General features: G+C 40.3%; 16 protein-coding genes and 2 tRNA genes. 7 read left to right on the top strand and 11 right to left on the bottom strand.

Features of this window, described 5'->3' with window-relative positions; all coding sequences use genetic code 11:
* Positions 1-644: 644 nt before the first annotated feature.
* Positions 645-803 carry a hypothetical protein gene (locus HWN40_RS00230; RefSeq protein ID WP_176963876.1) on the bottom strand — a complete coding sequence of 53 codons (159 nt, stop codon included), beginning with the start codon at positions 801-803 and terminating at the stop codon, positions 645-647.
* 341 nt (positions 804-1,144) lie between these two features.
* On the opposite strand from HWN40_RS00230, the gene HWN40_RS00225 reads away from it, so the two are divergent.
* Both HWN40_RS00225 and HWN40_RS00220 read left to right on the top strand, forming a co-directional pair.
* Positions 1,145-1,684, top strand: a complete 540-nt coding sequence (locus tag HWN40_RS00225; protein WP_176963875.1) for a type II toxin-antitoxin system death-on-curing family toxin — start codon at positions 1,145-1,147, stop codon at positions 1,682-1,684.
* A 524-nt stretch (positions 1,685-2,208) separates the two neighbouring features.
* On the top strand, positions 2,209-2,451 hold the full coding sequence (locus tag HWN40_RS00220) for a hypothetical protein (RefSeq protein WP_176963874.1): 243 nt from the start codon (positions 2,209-2,211) through the stop codon (positions 2,449-2,451).
* 78 nt (positions 2,452-2,529) lie between these two features.
* Here the strand turns inward: HWN40_RS00220 and HWN40_RS00215 are convergent.
* From HWN40_RS00215 to ilvE, 5 genes are all read right to left on the bottom strand, one after another.
* Positions 2,530-2,605, bottom strand: a tRNA-Gln gene (locus tag HWN40_RS00215).
* A 67-nt stretch (positions 2,606-2,672) separates the two neighbouring features.
* Positions 2,673-3,764, bottom strand: coding sequence for an OBG GTPase family GTP-binding protein (locus tag HWN40_RS00210; RefSeq protein WP_176963873.1), 1,092 nt, complete (start codon positions 3,762-3,764; stop codon positions 2,673-2,675).
* A 63-nt stretch (positions 3,765-3,827) separates the two neighbouring features.
* Positions 3,828-5,744, bottom strand: coding sequence for a molybdopterin biosynthesis protein (locus HWN40_RS00205; protein ID WP_176963872.1), 1,917 nt, complete (start codon positions 5,742-5,744; stop codon positions 3,828-3,830).
* Positions 5,745-5,754: 10 nt separating this feature from the next.
* Positions 5,755-6,003 carry a sodium:proton antiporter gene (locus HWN40_RS00200; protein ID WP_176963871.1) on the bottom strand — a complete coding sequence of 83 codons (249 nt, stop codon included), beginning with the start codon at positions 6,001-6,003 and terminating at the stop codon, positions 5,755-5,757.
* A gap of 143 nt (positions 6,004-6,146) precedes the next feature.
* Positions 6,147-7,025, bottom strand: coding sequence for a branched-chain-amino-acid transaminase (ilvE, locus tag HWN40_RS00195; RefSeq protein WP_176963870.1), 879 nt, complete (start codon positions 7,023-7,025; stop codon positions 6,147-6,149).
* Between the two features lie 150 nt (positions 7,026-7,175).
* Here ilvE and HWN40_RS00190 point away from each other — a divergent pair.
* Positions 7,176-7,250, top strand: a tRNA-Arg gene (locus HWN40_RS00190).
* Between the two features lie 75 nt (positions 7,251-7,325).
* On the opposite strand, the gene HWN40_RS00185 is transcribed toward HWN40_RS00190, so the two are convergent.
* From HWN40_RS00185 to HWN40_RS00175, 4 genes are all read right to left on the bottom strand, one after another.
* A complete protein-coding gene (locus HWN40_RS00185) occupies positions 7,326-7,496 on the bottom strand; it encodes a hypothetical protein (protein WP_176963869.1) in 171 nt (56 codons plus the stop codon).
* 173 nt (positions 7,497-7,669) lie between these two features.
* Positions 7,670-7,792 carry a hypothetical protein gene (locus HWN40_RS13600; RefSeq protein WP_281361355.1) on the bottom strand — a complete coding sequence of 41 codons (123 nt, stop codon included), beginning with the start codon at positions 7,790-7,792 and terminating at the stop codon, positions 7,670-7,672.
* A gap of 649 nt (positions 7,793-8,441) precedes the next feature.
* A complete protein-coding gene (locus HWN40_RS00180) occupies positions 8,442-9,224 on the bottom strand; it encodes a winged helix-turn-helix transcriptional regulator (protein WP_176963868.1) in 783 nt (260 codons plus the stop codon).
* Positions 9,225-9,226: 2 nt separating this feature from the next.
* The gene (locus tag HWN40_RS00175) at positions 9,227-9,670 is read right to left on the bottom strand and encodes a hypothetical protein (protein WP_176963867.1); all 444 of its coding nucleotides are present in this window, start codon (positions 9,668-9,670) and stop codon (positions 9,227-9,229) included.
* 403 nt (positions 9,671-10,073) lie between these two features.
* Between HWN40_RS00175 and HWN40_RS00170 the strand changes: the two genes are divergently transcribed.
* The 4 genes from HWN40_RS00170 to HWN40_RS00155 all read left to right on the top strand — a co-directional run bounded on the left by HWN40_RS00170 (position 10,074) and on the right by HWN40_RS00155 (position 15,487).
* On the top strand, positions 10,074-11,168 hold the full coding sequence (locus HWN40_RS00170; RefSeq protein WP_176963866.1) for a phospholipase C/P1 nuclease family protein: 1,095 nt from the start codon (positions 10,074-10,076) through the stop codon (positions 11,166-11,168).
* A gap of 103 nt (positions 11,169-11,271) precedes the next feature.
* Entirely contained in the window at positions 11,272-12,057 is a 786-nt protein-coding gene (locus HWN40_RS00165) for a hypothetical protein (protein ID WP_176963865.1), read from the top strand.
* Positions 12,050-12,718, top strand: coding sequence for a hypothetical protein (locus tag HWN40_RS00160; protein WP_176963864.1), 669 nt, complete (start codon positions 12,050-12,052; stop codon positions 12,716-12,718). Before HWN40_RS00165 ends, HWN40_RS00160 begins: the two co-directional genes overlap by 8 nt.
* Before the next feature lie 495 nt (positions 12,719-13,213).
* Complete coding sequence (locus HWN40_RS00155) at positions 13,214-15,487, top strand: ATP-binding protein (protein ID WP_176963863.1); 2,274 nt, start codon at positions 13,214-13,216, stop codon at positions 15,485-15,487.
* A 33-nt stretch (positions 15,488-15,520) separates the two neighbouring features.
* Here the strand turns inward: HWN40_RS00155 and HWN40_RS00150 are convergent, their stop codons facing one another.
* Positions 15,521-16,129, bottom strand: a complete 609-nt coding sequence (locus HWN40_RS00150; protein WP_176963862.1) for a superoxide dismutase — start codon at positions 16,127-16,129, stop codon at positions 15,521-15,523.
* Positions 16,130-16,225: the final 96 nt, after the last annotated feature.

Genomic DNA, 16,225 nt, shown 5'->3' with positions numbered 1-16,225 from the left:
CATCTCAAAAGTGTGTTTGAAGTATCCGGCTTTCGGACATTGAAGTCAGCCTGATATATTTCTGTTTTGTCTCTGATTTTCGGCTGCCTGCTGAAAATTCAACACCGCTAAAACATTGCCTGTTAAAAAAAGATAGTAGCAATGCTAAGATTAAAATCCGTTCTGGTTATATGTGAAAACCGCTTATTAGAGCTTGTGAGCATTATGGGGTTGCTCACAAGCTATGGAGTGGAGTTAAAAGGAGATATTGGGGAATATCTCGGATACGTAAGGAAAGAGGCGCCATAAGCGTGGTGGTTTGTCAGGCGCCTTATCTTCCTTCTCAACCGAAAAGCGGGTTGGGGAGTGGGGTTTAAGAGATGTGGGGACATCTCGGATCAACAAGGAAAGAGGCACCTTAAAGCGTGGTGGTTTGTCAGGTGTCTCATCCTGCCTATCATCTAATTCCAAGATTGTCGTTCTAATATATAAGTTGTTCTCAATTGTGAAACACCTTTCCCTTTGGGGTCATTCTGTTACACAAAATAACAGATTGTGTCCTTTTCAGCTTTTTTAAGAAATGAAATTTTGGGATGATGTAAGTTGATATGTTACCAGAGAGTTTTGTATCAAAATAGAATTGGGATGGCAGCAGATAGTGAATCTTATTCTATCTGCTCATCTATCTTGGACTCGTCATAGTTGCAACGCGTATTGATTATACCACGAAGCATAGGCCTATAGGCCGCATCTTCATCTTCGGTATCTGCATCAAAGCTACTTCTTTCAATATTGTTTCCTTTTGTAATCGATAAGGATTCCATAAGAACTCCCCCATTTGGTTATTTTATGGGGAGGAGTGAATAATATAAAGCAATTTTACCAATTCTTAACTGTTTTATTTTCAAACAACCATACTGTTTACTGGTTGTGTTTGCATTATTTATATAATCTGAATGCAAATTGGGAAAAACATGCGAATCCATAAAACGCATATAAAAGATGAAAGGATCATGGGAACAAGTTGTCTTATATATTGAAACTAGTAAGGCAGATGACAAGGCACAATAAATACTTAAAAGAATAGACTTAGAAAATTGACGCAAAATAAGTTTTAATAGTTAGTCGCATTACATAGTGTCGACTTAAAAAAGCTGGGCATACAATGGATCAAAAACCAATAATTCATCTAAGTATAGAAAAAGTCATAGAAATCCATGACTTGATTATAGAGCTAGATAAGATAAGTAACCCAGATGATTATTTACCCGGAATACACGAGATGGGTACTTTACAAACATTATTTGAGTGGAGAATTCAGCCAGAAAACGATGTATTTCAAAATGCATCGGTTGCCCTCGATTCCATCACATGTCGCCATGCATTTAGAAATGGGAATAAAAGAACAGGATTCGCAGTTGCATACATTTTGCTTGAAGCAGAGGGATATATCATCAATGCAACTGAAGAGGAAAGATTAGAATTTCTTCTGCAAATTGCAAGATATGAAGTAGATGTGGAGTATATTGAAACTTGGCTTCGGGAGAATACCTACAAACGAGGAAAATTTAAATTTCTGCTCAACTGGATGATTAAAAGAACAAAGCTAGGTGCCGTATACTTATTCATAGGCTTGCTGATGAAGTGCCTACCCAAAAAAAACAATTCAGATGCTGAAGAAAAAGAAGAAGAAATTACATTTTAGCTAAGGTCTTTAACAACCCACGGTTGTCTTCAATGAAATTATCAAGTAAGACCTTTTCATCCAAGGTCAAATGGTTGGTTTTACCGGACCTCTTTTTGAGACTTGATAACTTTTGGCATACGTGTGTGTCAAACATGCTTTCTCCACCTATTTTATTCATATAATTAATCAATAATCCTAATTTTGTGATGCTACTATCAGCCTATATTATAAATACTATTGCTCATGGAATGAATATAAGCTTTTCCAGTGTAAAAGTGATCAGTGATAGCACTGTTATCATATGTTATATAGAGTTACAAATAAAGCTTTTGCCATCTCTACTAATTATCCACCATCCAAAACAGAGGCATGTGATCACTTTTAGGAGTGGGGTTGTTGGGTGGTATTCTTTGGGAAAAGAAATGTTGAGATCACACACTTCTCAGGTTTGAGAAGAAGTTTTATTATAAAAATATATTGTTTTAATTCAAATCGATTGAAATAAAAAAATGTATATACTGTTTTGTAAAGATTATAAGAGTGTGGTTGATTTATTGGAAGAAATTTACAATAGGTTTATAGTAATCCCACTCACGTTGATTATTACAATCATTATACTCAGTGTCCTTTTTAGCAATGCACCAATAGCAGAAGGGGATACATTTTATCCTGCATTTGAACTTATAAAAGCAAATATTATTATAGCTATTACTCTTGCAATTGGTTTAATCGGCATCCCAGCAACTGTTATTATTGGTTTGTTGGTAAGTGGATCTCGGAATTAAAAAATATTTTGATTGGTTATAGATGCTTGAAGTATCTTTTAAAAAAGCACTATCACAATAGAATTACTGAAAAATTGTTGGTAGTCCCGCGCGGATTCGAACCACGGTCTTCGGCTCCAAAGGCCGAAAGGATTGACCACTACCCTACGGGACTACGCTGGTCTAGCAGAATAAATGCATTATAATACTTATTTGTTATGTAGGGAGGTCTTTTTCCCTTCTCATTTTGCGATGATAAGTGTCAGGAGGTCCTTGTCATACAGTGTGTGGTCAAGACCGGCTCTCTGTCCGGGGTGCTTGGCCGACTCTCCCCATACCAGCGAGTATCTGAACTTTCTTCTGAAATCGCGATGCAGGTGGTCACAAATGTCCCCGACAGTGGCACCTTTGCGCACGATCAGCGGCTCCTCCAGATCAGCGGGGCCGCCCTGTGGTTTTAGGTATATGCGGATAAAGTCCAGTGAATCGAATATCAGATCCTTCACAGCCTCAAGGTTTTCCTCCTTGTCGGCGGAGATGTATGTTGCGTTCGGATAGTCTTTCTTGCATTGCTCCAGTATGTACTCGTCCGCCATGTCCACCTTGTTCACCACGACAACTGACGGGATGTACACCCTGTTGCCCATGATCACATCTATCAACTGGTCGACATCGATACTGTCCCTGATCAGAACGTGGGCGTTGTGTATCTTGTAGTCGCCGAGTATGTCCTTGATAAGGTCCTCCGAGATGTCAAGATCAACTGTACTGCTGATAGTCACACCGCCCCTGTCTTGTCTGTTGATAACGACATCAGGTGGCCTCTGGTTCAGGCGTATGCCTGCATCGTAGAGTTCCTGGATAAGTACATCGTGGTGGTAGTTCTGGAACACGTCAAGTATGAAAAGCACAAGATCACAGTTCCTGACAACCGAAATGACTTCCCTTCCGCGACCTCTTCCGCTGGCCGCTCCCTTGACCAGACCGGGTACGTCAAGTACCTGAATGCTTGCATTGTTATGATTGAGTACACCGGGTATTACATCCAGTGTTGTGAACTCATAGGCACCCACCTCTGAATTCGCACCTGTGAGCTTATTCAGGAGAGTTGATTTTCCCACTGAAGGGAAACCTACCAGTGTGACCGTGGCATCTCCTGATTTCCTGACGGAGTATCCTTCTCCGCCTCCCTTGCTTGCAGCTTTCTTTACAACTTCATCACGCAGGCGTGCAAGCTTTGCTTTCAGTTTGCCTATGTGATGCGATGTTGCCTTGTTGTAAGGAGTTTTCTTTATCTCCTCTTCTACTTCCTGTATGTCCTCGTGTAAGCCCATTTGCAACCTACCATAACGTCAAAATAAAAAACATTTTCCCGATTTTACAGACCCTTCATATCCTCAAAAGGAGGATATTATACTACCGGTCATCTCATATGTACGAATACCGTTTGGGAGCCTCTTTGAAAAATCCTCTGAACGGAGCGTATCAAGGAAGGTCTTAATTTCCCTGATCTCAAGAATATCCTTCCGTATCACAAAGTCAAACTCATCCTCTGTGATCTTCAAGAACCCAAGTCCTGTTTCCTCGGCAGCGCTCCTCAGTCCGAATCCCACATCAACTCTGCCGTCCTTTATTGCATCACAGACCGAGCGGTGGGTCTTTGAAGCGGAATTGTATCCTTCGATACTCTTTGTAAGCTCCGCTCTGGAAATTCCTTTCTCCTCTGCCAGAATTCCAAGCTCTCTCTCAAGCACAGCCCTGGTTCCGGAGCCCCGGTTTCTGTTAATGAATCTGTAATTTCCCTCTGTCAGGTCTTCAAGTCCTGAAATTTCGATATCTTTCCTGAATATCAGCCCAAGCTCTCGTCTGTAGCCCCTGACAAGCACTACGTCAGAAAGGTTCATTTTCCTGATAACTGACAGGTTATAATTACCATCAGCATCCGGCATGTTCACACCGGCAATATCGGTGGTTCCGCCGGCAATTGCCGTGAAACCCGCACTTGAACCCATATTAAGCATCCTGAAGTTCATGCCAGTCCTTTCTTCCAGAATATCGATTCCTGGACACTGGCCGCCCACATACATAATATCGGGACTCTTCACGTTACCGAACATCGTAACTTCTACCGGACTTCCGGCTTCTACATATTCGGTTTCCGCCCTGATCTCGATAATACCGTCGGCATCTGAGAGGGTTGTAATGGCTCCTGATGTCTTGTCCGCAGGATAGGCCCTCCCACGGATGACTCCTACCGGGAACAGTTCCTCACGACCACCGGAGCGCAGACCCGTACCCATGACCGCCTGCACCTTTGTCCTGAAAGATGGCGTGGTCCCCAGCGAATTATGTATAATGGGCGCCACGAACTCGTTGAATATACTCAGTGCCGATGTGGGGTTTCCGGGCAAACCGATTGTCGGAACATCGTCTATCATTCCTATGACCACGGGTTTGCCGGGTTTGATGGAAATTCCGTGGGTAAGTGTTTCTCCTTTCTCTTCGATGATCATATACATTATATCCCCGACACCAGCGGAAGTGCTCCCTGATGTGAGAACTATGTTGCATTCCCGGATGGCTCTCTCCAGAGCTTCTTCCATTAGTTTCTCATTATCCGGGATTATGCCATACATTCTGGGAATCCCGCCGGCCTCTTCCACACTGGCAGCTATGGCATAGGAATTTGCGTCGAAGATAAGTCCCTTTCCAAGCTTCCTGCCGGGTTCTATAAGTTCGTTACCTGTAGAAATAATACCTATGAGCAGTTTCTTCACAGGTACTTCTCTCATACCAACCGATGCCAGCACTCCGATCTCCCGGGATCCTATGCGCGTATTCTTCCTGAGCACACGCTCCCCCTTCATGATATCGGAACCTGCCTTCATGATGTTCTCATTGATATGTGTTGGCTGATAAACAAGTACACTGCCGTCCACCTGCTTTGTCTGCTCTACCATGACCACAGCATCGGCACCATCCGGCATGGGTGCTCCCGTGGATATCTCGATAGCCTCTAAATCATCTACAAAAAAGTCTTCAGCACAACCTGCAGGGATGGAGGCTGTAACCTTAAGTTCAATAGGTTCGGGCTCACTTGCCTGATAACTGTCCTTGGCCCGTATTGCATAACCGTCCTTTGTGGAGCGGTTAAATGCAGGCACATCTACCGGTGAAAAAACGTCTTCTGCTAATATACGTCCTGCAGAATCCTCGATCGCTACTGTCTCAGTTTCCGGTGTTGCCTTGATACGGCTGATGAGCTTCCTTGCGTCTTCTACCGGGGTAAGCTCCCTGAATTCCTTGCGTTCCATTATGCTCGGCTTACTCTTCGTCAAGATACGCTATAAGCGTTTTGTTGAGCTTGAACACCCTTGCTGCAACATACCACAGTCCCATGAGATAAACGATCCATGTGGCGATAGAGAGTAATTTCAGGTTATGGGTTGCATCCAGGGCCTCAAAGGTGATCACAAGGGTCACGGGCATGAGCAGCAGTATTGCCATTACCGAATCATTGAGGTATTTGAGATTCTGCATAACTACTTTACCTTTTTTTCCTGTTATGTCCATTTTTATTCCTCGATTAAGCTGTTTATCTTAGTCGAATATATAATATTATAATATTAATATATAATTATGTGGTAGCAAAATGGACTTCTGATCAATTTCTGAAAATATAAAGGAGGGAAAATGCTTCCCTTCAAAAAAAAGAATTATGAGTAGATTGGTGTTCCGCTGTTCTGAGTTATATCCTCAAAAGCCGCAATCATCTTCTTTGTGATGGGTCCCGGCTTTCCGTCACCTATGTCACGCCCGTCGACCTTTACAAGGGGTGCGGCTTCTGCAGCAGTTCCCGTAACAAATATCTCATCGGCGGTATAGAGGTCGAAAAGTCCGAGATTCTCTACGGAGACCTCGATATCCATGTCCTTGAGAAGTTCGATTGCAGTAGCCCTTGTGATTCCCTTAAGGTTGTTGATCGTCGGGGGTGTGTAGACCTTGCCGTTCTTTATTATGAAGATATTGTCTCCTGAACCTTCAGAAAGATAGCCGTTCCCGTCAAAGAAAATGGCCTCATCACCGCCTTTCTCATTTGCCTCGATCTTTGCGAGGATGTTGTTCAAATAGTTAAGTGACTTGATGTTCGGGGAGAGTGCGTCGGCTGAGTTTCTTCTGACAGCAACGGTAACTCCGGTAAGTCCTACCTCGTAGAGGTCCCCGTACATCGCTCCCCATTCCTGGCTGATGATGTAGACATTGGGTTTGGGACACTTCCTCGGGTCAAGTCCGAGGTCTCCGACACCCCTTGATACGATCGGCCTTATGTATGCATCCTTGAGGTTGTTCTTCCTGAGTGTCTCCAGAATGGCCTCTTCCATCTCCTCCTTTGTCATAGGAATATTGAGGGCAATCGCCTTTGCAGAGTCATAGAGCCTGTCAACATGCTCTCTTAACTTGAAGACACGTCCGTTGTAGGCCCTTATTCCCTCGAATACACCGTCACCATAGAGGAATCCGTGGTCGTATATCGAAGTGGTGGCCTGGGATTTCGGGACAAACTCGCCGTTGTAATATATCAAAAGTTCACTCATAATAAAGCCTCATCAAATTGATGGTAGATTTGATGTCAAACTATTATATATTTGTATTCACTATATCTTTCTGAAAATGCTGCCGGTTTGCAGGTACAAAAGACTTTTATGCTAAAACGTCTATTTCGTACCCCTGCAATCATAATGCGCGGTCCCGTGGCTTAGCCAGGATATAGCATCGGGCTTCTAACCCGAGGGCCGGGGGTTCAAATCCCTCCGGGATCGCTATAATATTTTACGCAGTCCTATAATGCTAGTGCTTTTTTTTATAGATATTTTGAACACCTAAAAAAGAGAAAGTTAAAGGATCTCACGCCAGTTACGGCTGTTGAGATTCACTGTTTTTAGCTTGTGTTTATCCTTAACAAGCACATCAGTGTCTTTGTAAGGTCGGAGATCATAAGGATCTCTCTCCCACGGGTGACATTGTTTTGATTTGGGTATATTATCCCCTCCTGTTGTTTCACCCATATTAAAATTGAATCGCGATGTTATTAAATGTTTCCAATGCTAATGTTTTATAAAAGTTTGTTTTAAAAAGAATATACATATTTGTGAATTTTATCCCGGGGCCTGGAATAGTCTTGGAAACTCTCCAGAAGACATCTTTTCAGGATCACTTTTCCTTCTATTCATCCTTCTTTTCAACCTGTCCGAATTCCCTGACCAACATCCTCTGCATCGGTGATCCACTTTTCCACTTCAGGACAATGTGTGGATATTCTTTCAAAAATTGCCTGGCCTCCACGAGTATCTTCTTTGTTCACTAACACCACTCCTATATAATTTTCAACTTTTGTAGTATATATGCCTTTTTATTTACACTTCAATATATATTTACTTGTCATTATAATTATACTTTCATCAGCGTCAGCTTTTTTAATGTGCATGTTCCATTCTTGTTTGGTTAGCAACATTTGCACAGAATGGAGGAATAGATAAATGTTTCATGAATGTTTCTTTTGTAACCATCCTTTCGAAGATAATGCGATAGCCAAAGGGTATGTTCACTTCATCGGCAAATATTTGATATGTACTAACTGCCTGGCCGAACTTCGGGATGCTCTTGATGCGAGTAGTGTTAAAGAAATGGAGGAGGGTCTTGAAGTGTTGGAACATAAAAATAATATCCTTCTTGTTTAAAATATGAGACCTGGTTAATTATAAACACTATATTTTTATAATAAAACTGCATCTCAAATCTGAGAGGTGTGTGATCTCAACTTTTATTTTTTCAAGGAAATACCACCCAACCACCCCCACTCCTTAAAGTGATCACATGCCTCTCTGATGTTTGAAATTAGGCTAATGCCTTTATATTTTCAGGCAAACGATGGTCTGTAGGGAATTCAAAAAGTATTAAAGATAAGGGTTAAGATGACGAATAGATTCCTATAAATATTGGCAAAAACGTTGTTATTCATTATAAGCAGAAAATTGTGAACTCCTGTCTTCGTTCTGTATATTGTTTTCAAAATCAAAACCGATTTTAAAGTCACTTTTCAAATAATGTCTGTTGAATCGACCATCTCTTTTAATGTGGACAACACCATCATCCAAGAGTTCACTGACATGCCAATGAATTGTACTTTTATCCAGTGTTAACTCAGAAGCCAATTTTTGTCCTGTTATACCTGGCTTTTCGGTTATAGCACTAAGTATAATCTTGCGAGTATCGCTTTTTAGATGTAGGTGTAATTTTTTCTCTTCGCTTGATCCAGAAAAACTTGTATGGAAAATACTTTTGACTTTGCCTTTCTTGATGGTTGATATTAGATTTCGTTCTGCTAATTGGCTAAGATAATAACGAAGAGTTCCTCTTTTTATACCTAAGTCTCTTGAAATTTTAGCTTCAAAGCAACCAGGGTTTTCCTTTATGTATGAATGAATAGCATGTAGTTTGGGATTTTCTTTTATGTTAGCAAGTTTCCCCAGAAGAATTGGGAGATATTTAAACGCAGCAACTCCAGGAATTAGCACCCCACTGATAACAGATACTTGTATCCATAGCGGTAAATCCCAAAAAGTGATATTTCCATCTGCTTCTGTATGGTCGACAATTGCACCTTCTGGATATTCACCGGTGGTGGGTGTTACTATATATCCACCGTTGTCATCTGAAGCTAATACAACGGTTACACTGATGCCTAATATAAAAAACAGGAAAAATCCTGCTTTGATAAACGTTTTTGACTCCATGGTTAAATGGTATATGATTCAGTGCCTGATACACTATATCCATACACTTTGTAGTTCCATGTTCCTTTAACAATGCCATTTGGATTTGTGATATCAAGGTCAATCTTGCCATTAATAGATCCGTCTGCACTATCATAGTAAGGACCAAGCGTATGGCCTTCGGGAGTATAAATCGTTAGCTTGAGAGAATTATACGTGTTACCCCAGTTAAGGTTTACATCTATAGTCGTGATATAAGAACTAATTAATTTATAATGCCAGTTTGTTTCTCCCTGTGTTATAGTATCAGAAGTCCTCAATATTTGGAAAGGATCTTTGACATCATTTGATGGTGTTACAATATAACCATGAGTAGAGAGTTCATTCGAAGTAGAATTTTCTTCTGCAACTGCATATCCTGCTGAAAACAACAGTAATAATAGGACTATAGTTATTCTTTTTATCACTTTAATCACCTTTTTTATGAACTTGTAAATGTATTTAACTAATATATATACAATTTATGGCCTTATCTTCCAACTCAGCATGTTATAGTTTAAACGCTCCGTAACCGCCAAGTAAAGGCAGGTGATAAAATTCTTCCAACTCAGCATGTTATAGTTTAAACTAAACTTACACAGTGGTTATGAGGCCATATTTTTCTTTGAGTTGGAAGATGTGGCCAAAATTAATTAATATGCATCAAAATTATTTTTATTTGCTACCTTAAAAAGTGTAGTCGAGATTCAAGCAAGATTGCATGTGGACTTGAATCTCGGAATTGCCCTGAGGCATGGTAATGTCAGCTTTGATTTGGTTTAAAGCTTGTGTAATCTTGCTTCGGGAGTGACAAAATGAGGTAAATAAAGAATGAATAAAAAAAATGGTACATTGATAATATGTATCGCAGTGATGTTATGTATATGTCTTATACCAACATCAACAGCTTCAAATGCTGAAGAAAACATAGTTGTTAAGGATGCTGCTCAGCTAAAGATGGAATCCCTAGAAGCAGAATTGGGTGAAAAAGGCTTAGTAGAAGTTGAAAATTATTTAACACTGCAGGCTTCTTTACCAGAAGTAGTGAAAAATATGCCTTTTAGAGGGCTTGCTTTTGCTGCTACAAAGCCTGAAAGTCAAATTATTAAGATGAAATATATTGACAATTTTGACGTTTCAGATAAAGAAAAGGAAGAGTATAAAGCTGGGCTGCAGGATATTTGGGATAGGTATCCAGATAAGATAACCAAGGATGACTATGAATTCATGGCTGAAATCGGTCCTATGATCGAGAAAGAGGCTTTTAGTGATTATCAAGATGTTGGGATAAAGTGGACTTCTACACCTCACGAGGATTTTGCAGGATATGCTTGTGATGCATATGCATCATATGCAAGAGATACAGCAGCTGATCCCGATGAGCCAGGATTTGAACTTCCAGGGTACAGATACTATAATCACTATGAAGATGCTGAATATGGCGTTGGCGGAGCTGCAGGAAGATGTGATGCCTTTGCAGGTACTGCAGCAGTTTATGCAGATAATTCAAACTATGTAGCTGCACATCAAGAATTTGGAATCGCTAGTCACTATATCTCAGATGCTGGGATACCTTTCCATTCATCAGGAGCACTTGATCAGGCACTGAATTTTGTTGAGAATCTATTCAATAGTAATGCACATGATGCTTACGAAAATTATATCTACTATCAGTGGGCTCCAGATACTGATTACGAGTTTGGTGATTACGTAAGTGGCAATACTCAGTCTATAACAGTGACTGATCCAGAAGAAGCTACTGAAGACAATGCTGATTTTAGTGCCCAATATTTTGATTATATTTGGGATGAAGTAACTAATGATCCACAAAACTTCGATTCAGATATATATGTAGGATATTATACAGCTCAGTGTGTCCGAGAAACTGCAAAGTATAATCATGGATTATATGATTATATTATGTAAGATTGGTGTAATTGTATAGGGTTTGTTTAAACCCTTTTTATTTTAAAATAGTTATAATTTTGAAGATAAATATCATTTTCGAGTAGTAAAAAGTAGTGGTTCGATGAATTTCTTTATTCAATTTATATCGAGGGTTAGGGCTAAAATGCCTTTAGAATCTCCTATTTTTGTTATGCAACACCTGTTATTGGTTATTATTGTGTTAACAATAGGTATGATGATGGGAACAGGAGTTAGTTTTATCCAAAATATATTTGCTTTATCGATCACTTTAGGTGCGTTTATTCTTTTTGTTATACCCTTAGCTTCCATCGTACAGAATATCTTTCAGAGTAGAAAGGATGTTAAAAAAGTATTGTGTTCTATACCTCTATTAATTGCTGGAATATATCAGACTATGGTAGCTATATTTGGATATACTAAAGTTATGGTTTATGAAGCCCACCCTGATTCATTTTTCTATGCTTTGTTGTTCCCTATTCAGACAGTCGCAGAAAGTGTAATATATTCAAGAACTGACCAGATATTTTACATGGGTTTTCCTTATAATCAATTACCTTCCCTACTTTTGTATATCGTAATTCTCCCTTATAGTTTGCTTATTTACTTGCTTCCCTCAATAAATTATGATCTTAGGAAAATTACTACGGAGATGAAAATAATTGCTTTGCTGCCAATTGTTGTTGTTATTGTCCCTGTAATATTCCACACCATAAAACTGGAAATGGGATGGATAGATGAACTAATGGTCCAGTTTTTCTGGTTAGATATTGTTTCTAACATCAAACTATTAGGTTTTTTTTTGCTATTGCCAATATTGAGTGTATTGTACATTAGACATTATCGGAGGACTGCATATTTGCAAAATACAGAGGATTTTCATGGGTAAAATACCAATACAAAAGTTAAAAAATACCGTAATCATACTTTTGTCAGTTTACTTAGCCATTAGTTTATCAGGCTGTTTGATTCTGAATTCAGGAACAGATTCTGCTGGAAACTCTGAGTTTTTTGAAGGGCATAGAGAACTCACAATTCATGAAAATGAATCTGAAGGTCTGACAGCACATTCTTATCCTGAAATTGAATATGTGAGCTATGATTACCTTCCCAAGAAATCTGATGTAATTATCATAGGTACAATGAAGGAGTTTCTGCCGAGTAAATGGAATACTGCAGATGTTAAAAGACCCCATGATTCGATTGAGGACTTTGAATCAAATGATGTAATTTACACCGATGTGGTAATAACCGTGAACGAATATCTAAAAAATCAATTAGATGAAGATGAAGTAATAGTGAGAATACTTACCGGTACTGTAGATAATGATGTAAGTACAGCAGACTATGAAGCTAGTTTTCAGCCCGGAGAAAATGTTTTACTTTATTTAGTAGAAGATGACTGGAAGTATACAAAAGATATAGGGCCTAAACACTACTTTGTTCTTGGTTCCATGCAAGGAAAATTGACTTTGAAAGATGATGGAACTGCTGTTGGCCCTCATGGAAATATCAGTTTGAGTACATTAGTTGAAATGATTCCGGATTAAAACAATGAACATTCTCTTTTATAAATAGATATCATTGATCTTCGGATCCGTTGCTATTGCAGCTGCTTTTTTCAAGCCTTCCCTTCTGCAGTTAATAATGAACTTATTGATAAGATCCTTATTCCTATGCTAAGTGTCTATTTTTTCCACTCTTTGTTTTGCACGGAGAAAACGAGTCTCAAAGGAGTGTACGTCATCTACATTGCGAGTCATCATTTTCTAAAATGTTGGAAATGTTTATGTACTTTTGTTCCGTGGCCCCGCTGGAATCGCTTTTTACTTTTCACGACACTCATATCGTTGACTACCTATCTGATACTCAGTCAGACTTTTCTTTTTCCGGATTCAGTCCTCAAATAGCAATTTGATCCTGCTTCCCATAAAGTAATATATAAAAAAACATGTTATTTTAATAAAGATAAATATATATTTACTATACAAATGGATGTAGTTTCACTGTAAAACAGACAAAAATTCCACTGCATCCAGAATGAAATGAAATGGAAAGATGTAGAACTTGAGACCAAATTACTGTTTCTGATAACAGCCGGAACTGTGATTGTCATGCTAGTGGCCACAATGGGCATTACTTCTACTGTAAAGGATCAGCATACAGAGCTTGCTTACCGGCAATCCATGATCACGGCCGAGAACTACGCGAACAGATTCGATACGGACATGCACACAAGTATGGTTCTGGCACGTACTATTTCCAGTACCATGAAACAGTATGAGGGTAGTAATCGCAGTGAAGTGAACAACATGCTAAGGCAGATCCTGCTGGATAACCCTGAGCTGCTTGGTACCTATGTGTGCTATGAACCCGATGCATTTGACGGCATGGATGCCGAGTATGCGTTCACGGAGGGCCATGACGGAACCGGACGATTCATACCCTACTGGAACAAACTCAATGGCCCGGTCCGGATGGATCCGCTTCTCTATTACCAGACATACGATTACTATCAGTTACCCAAATATTATGGTACGGATATTGTTACTGAACCGGATTTCTATGAAGGTATAATGCTTGTGAGTTTTGTTTCCCCTATAATCGATAACGGCACCTTTCAGGGTATAGGGGGCGTGGACCTGTCTCTGGATCACATAGACAGTACTGTCAGTAATGTGACAATATTTGACAGCGGTTATGCATTTATGGTAAGCAGTGCGGGGATATTGATGTCTCATCCCACTGAAAAAGGATGGATAGGTATCCGGAATCTCCATGATTTTAAGGACCCTGCCTTCAGGGAAATGGCAGATGATATTAAAAATGGAAGGGACGGGCATGTCAGGACTGTTGATCCCAGCACCGGCAGGAAGGTCGTTATGTTCTATGAACCTATAAGTTCAGGTGCTTCTTCCTTTGTTCTCGTGGTCCCCGAAGAAGAGATGTTTGCCGGGGTAAATGAATTACAAGGACAACTTGTAGCAATATCTGTTCTGTCAACCATTTTTATGGGTGCTGTGGCGTTTATTGTAGCAAGGTCCGTAACACATCCGATTAACAGGATCGTGGGAGATTTCCAGAATATCTCCCATGAAGCTCTGGAAGGTAAACTGGATAGCAGGGCAGATACTGATGTGGAAATTGATTTCAGGAAGATTCCAGAAGGCTTGAACGATATACTGGAAGCACTGGAAAGATCCACCGTGTTCATGAAGGAGATGAAAAAGGTTGTAGACAGCAGTCCTGTAATAGTATTCAAATCCAGTTTAACCGACGAGTGGCCTGTGGAACTGATCTCCGGGGGTATCAGAAATATTGGCTATTCCCCGAAAGAGATAGTAAGCGGCCACATGTGGTATCTGGAAATTGTCCACCCCGAAGACCGTGAACGTGTATTGAGCAGGTTGAACCACGAGCTTAAAGGAAATAAGAACGAAATACAGCAGGAGTACAGGATATTGACAAAGTCCGGGGAGATATGCTGGGTAGATGAAAGGACAGTTATAATGCGTGATTCCAGAGGGAACGCTATCTCACTTCAGGGTATCATATTTGATATTACCGAAAGCAAGAAAGCCGAAGTTGCCCTTGTTGAAGCAAAAATGGTGGCCGAATCCGCCAATCAGACAAAGAGCCAGTTCCTTGCCAATATGAGCCATGAACTGCGAACTCCCTTAAACTCCATAATCGGCTTTTCTGATATGCTGGATGAGGAAATTTTCGGAAAACTGAACCCCAAACAGAATAAATACGTTTCCAATATCAACCGGAGTGGAAGGCATCTGCTCAATATCATAAACGACATTCTTGATATCTCAAAGATAGAGGCCGGTAAAATGGACCTCAGTCCGGAGTTTTTTTTAATGAGCGAACTGCTCGATGAACTGATGCAGAACATGGAACCTCTTGCAGCTAACAAAGACATTAGTCTTCTCATTGAAGATGATATTCCGGATTGTGACGTATATGGTGATAAGCTGAAGATCAGACAGGCTCTGTACAACCTGCTCAGCAATGCAATAAAGTTCACTCCCGCAGGTGGCAGTGTCTGGATTTTAGCTGAATGCAGTCCCGATGAGCTTTCAGTCAGCGTGAAGGATACAGGTATCGGGATATCTGAAGATCAGCAAAAGGAACTGTTCAAACCATTCAGACAACTTGATCCTGCTACTAACAGGGAATACGAAGGTACCGGTCTTGGCCTGGTACTGGTAAAGAGCTTCGTCGAGATGCATGGTGGTGACGTGCTGGTCAAAAGTAGCCCAGAAAAAGGCAGCACCTTCACCATGGTGATTCCAAAGAAACCAGATATTTAGGGTATCTTTTCCTTTTAAAAAAAGAGAAGACATTTATTTCAATGCCTTGAATCGTTTGTCAAGCTCATCCCAGTTAACGATATTCCAGAAAGCATCGATGAACCTGGTTTTCTCATTCTTGTAATCGATGTAAAATGCATGCTCCCACATATCCAGCGGCATGAGGATAGGATATTCAGGGAATACCACATCATTGTGCTTTTCTATCTGCATTATCCCCAGTTTCTCAATAACGTGGCAGTATGTGAGTACGGCCCATCCGGAACCCTCAATAGTTGATGCTGCTTTTGAGAAGTCTTTCTTGAAGCGCTCATAGCTTCCGAAATCGGCCTTTATCTGTTCTGCAAGCTCACCGACAGGCTCTTTGCTGACATCATTTTCAGGTCCCATGGTCGGCCAGAAGTAACTGTGCAGAACATGGCCCCCAAGATTGAATGAAAGCGCTTTTGACATGTTTTTGACATCATATTCTTTGTCTTCTTCTATTGCGTTCTCTATAGTTTCAATAATCGAGTTAGCCTTCTTGACGTAGCTGCTATGATGTTTGTCATGGTGTGTTTTCAATTGCTCTTCTGAGATGTATGGTTCCAGATCTGCATATCCATATGGCAGATCAGGTAATGTGTATTCTTTCTTCCCCATCTTTTCCCCTTCTGTGTTGTAATTTAATTCTGATGTTCCTGAAAAAAGAAAGTGCTGTAACTTTACTACAGGTCCCTGCGCCTATAAAATGCAGTC

The organism is Methanolobus zinderi (assembly GCF_013388255.1).
Lineage (GTDB): Archaea > Halobacteriota > Methanosarcinia > Methanosarcinales > Methanosarcinaceae > Methanolobus > Methanolobus zinderi.
Note: the sequence above shows the minus strand (reverse complement) of the source record. Positions and strands in the feature narration are given on the sequence as shown.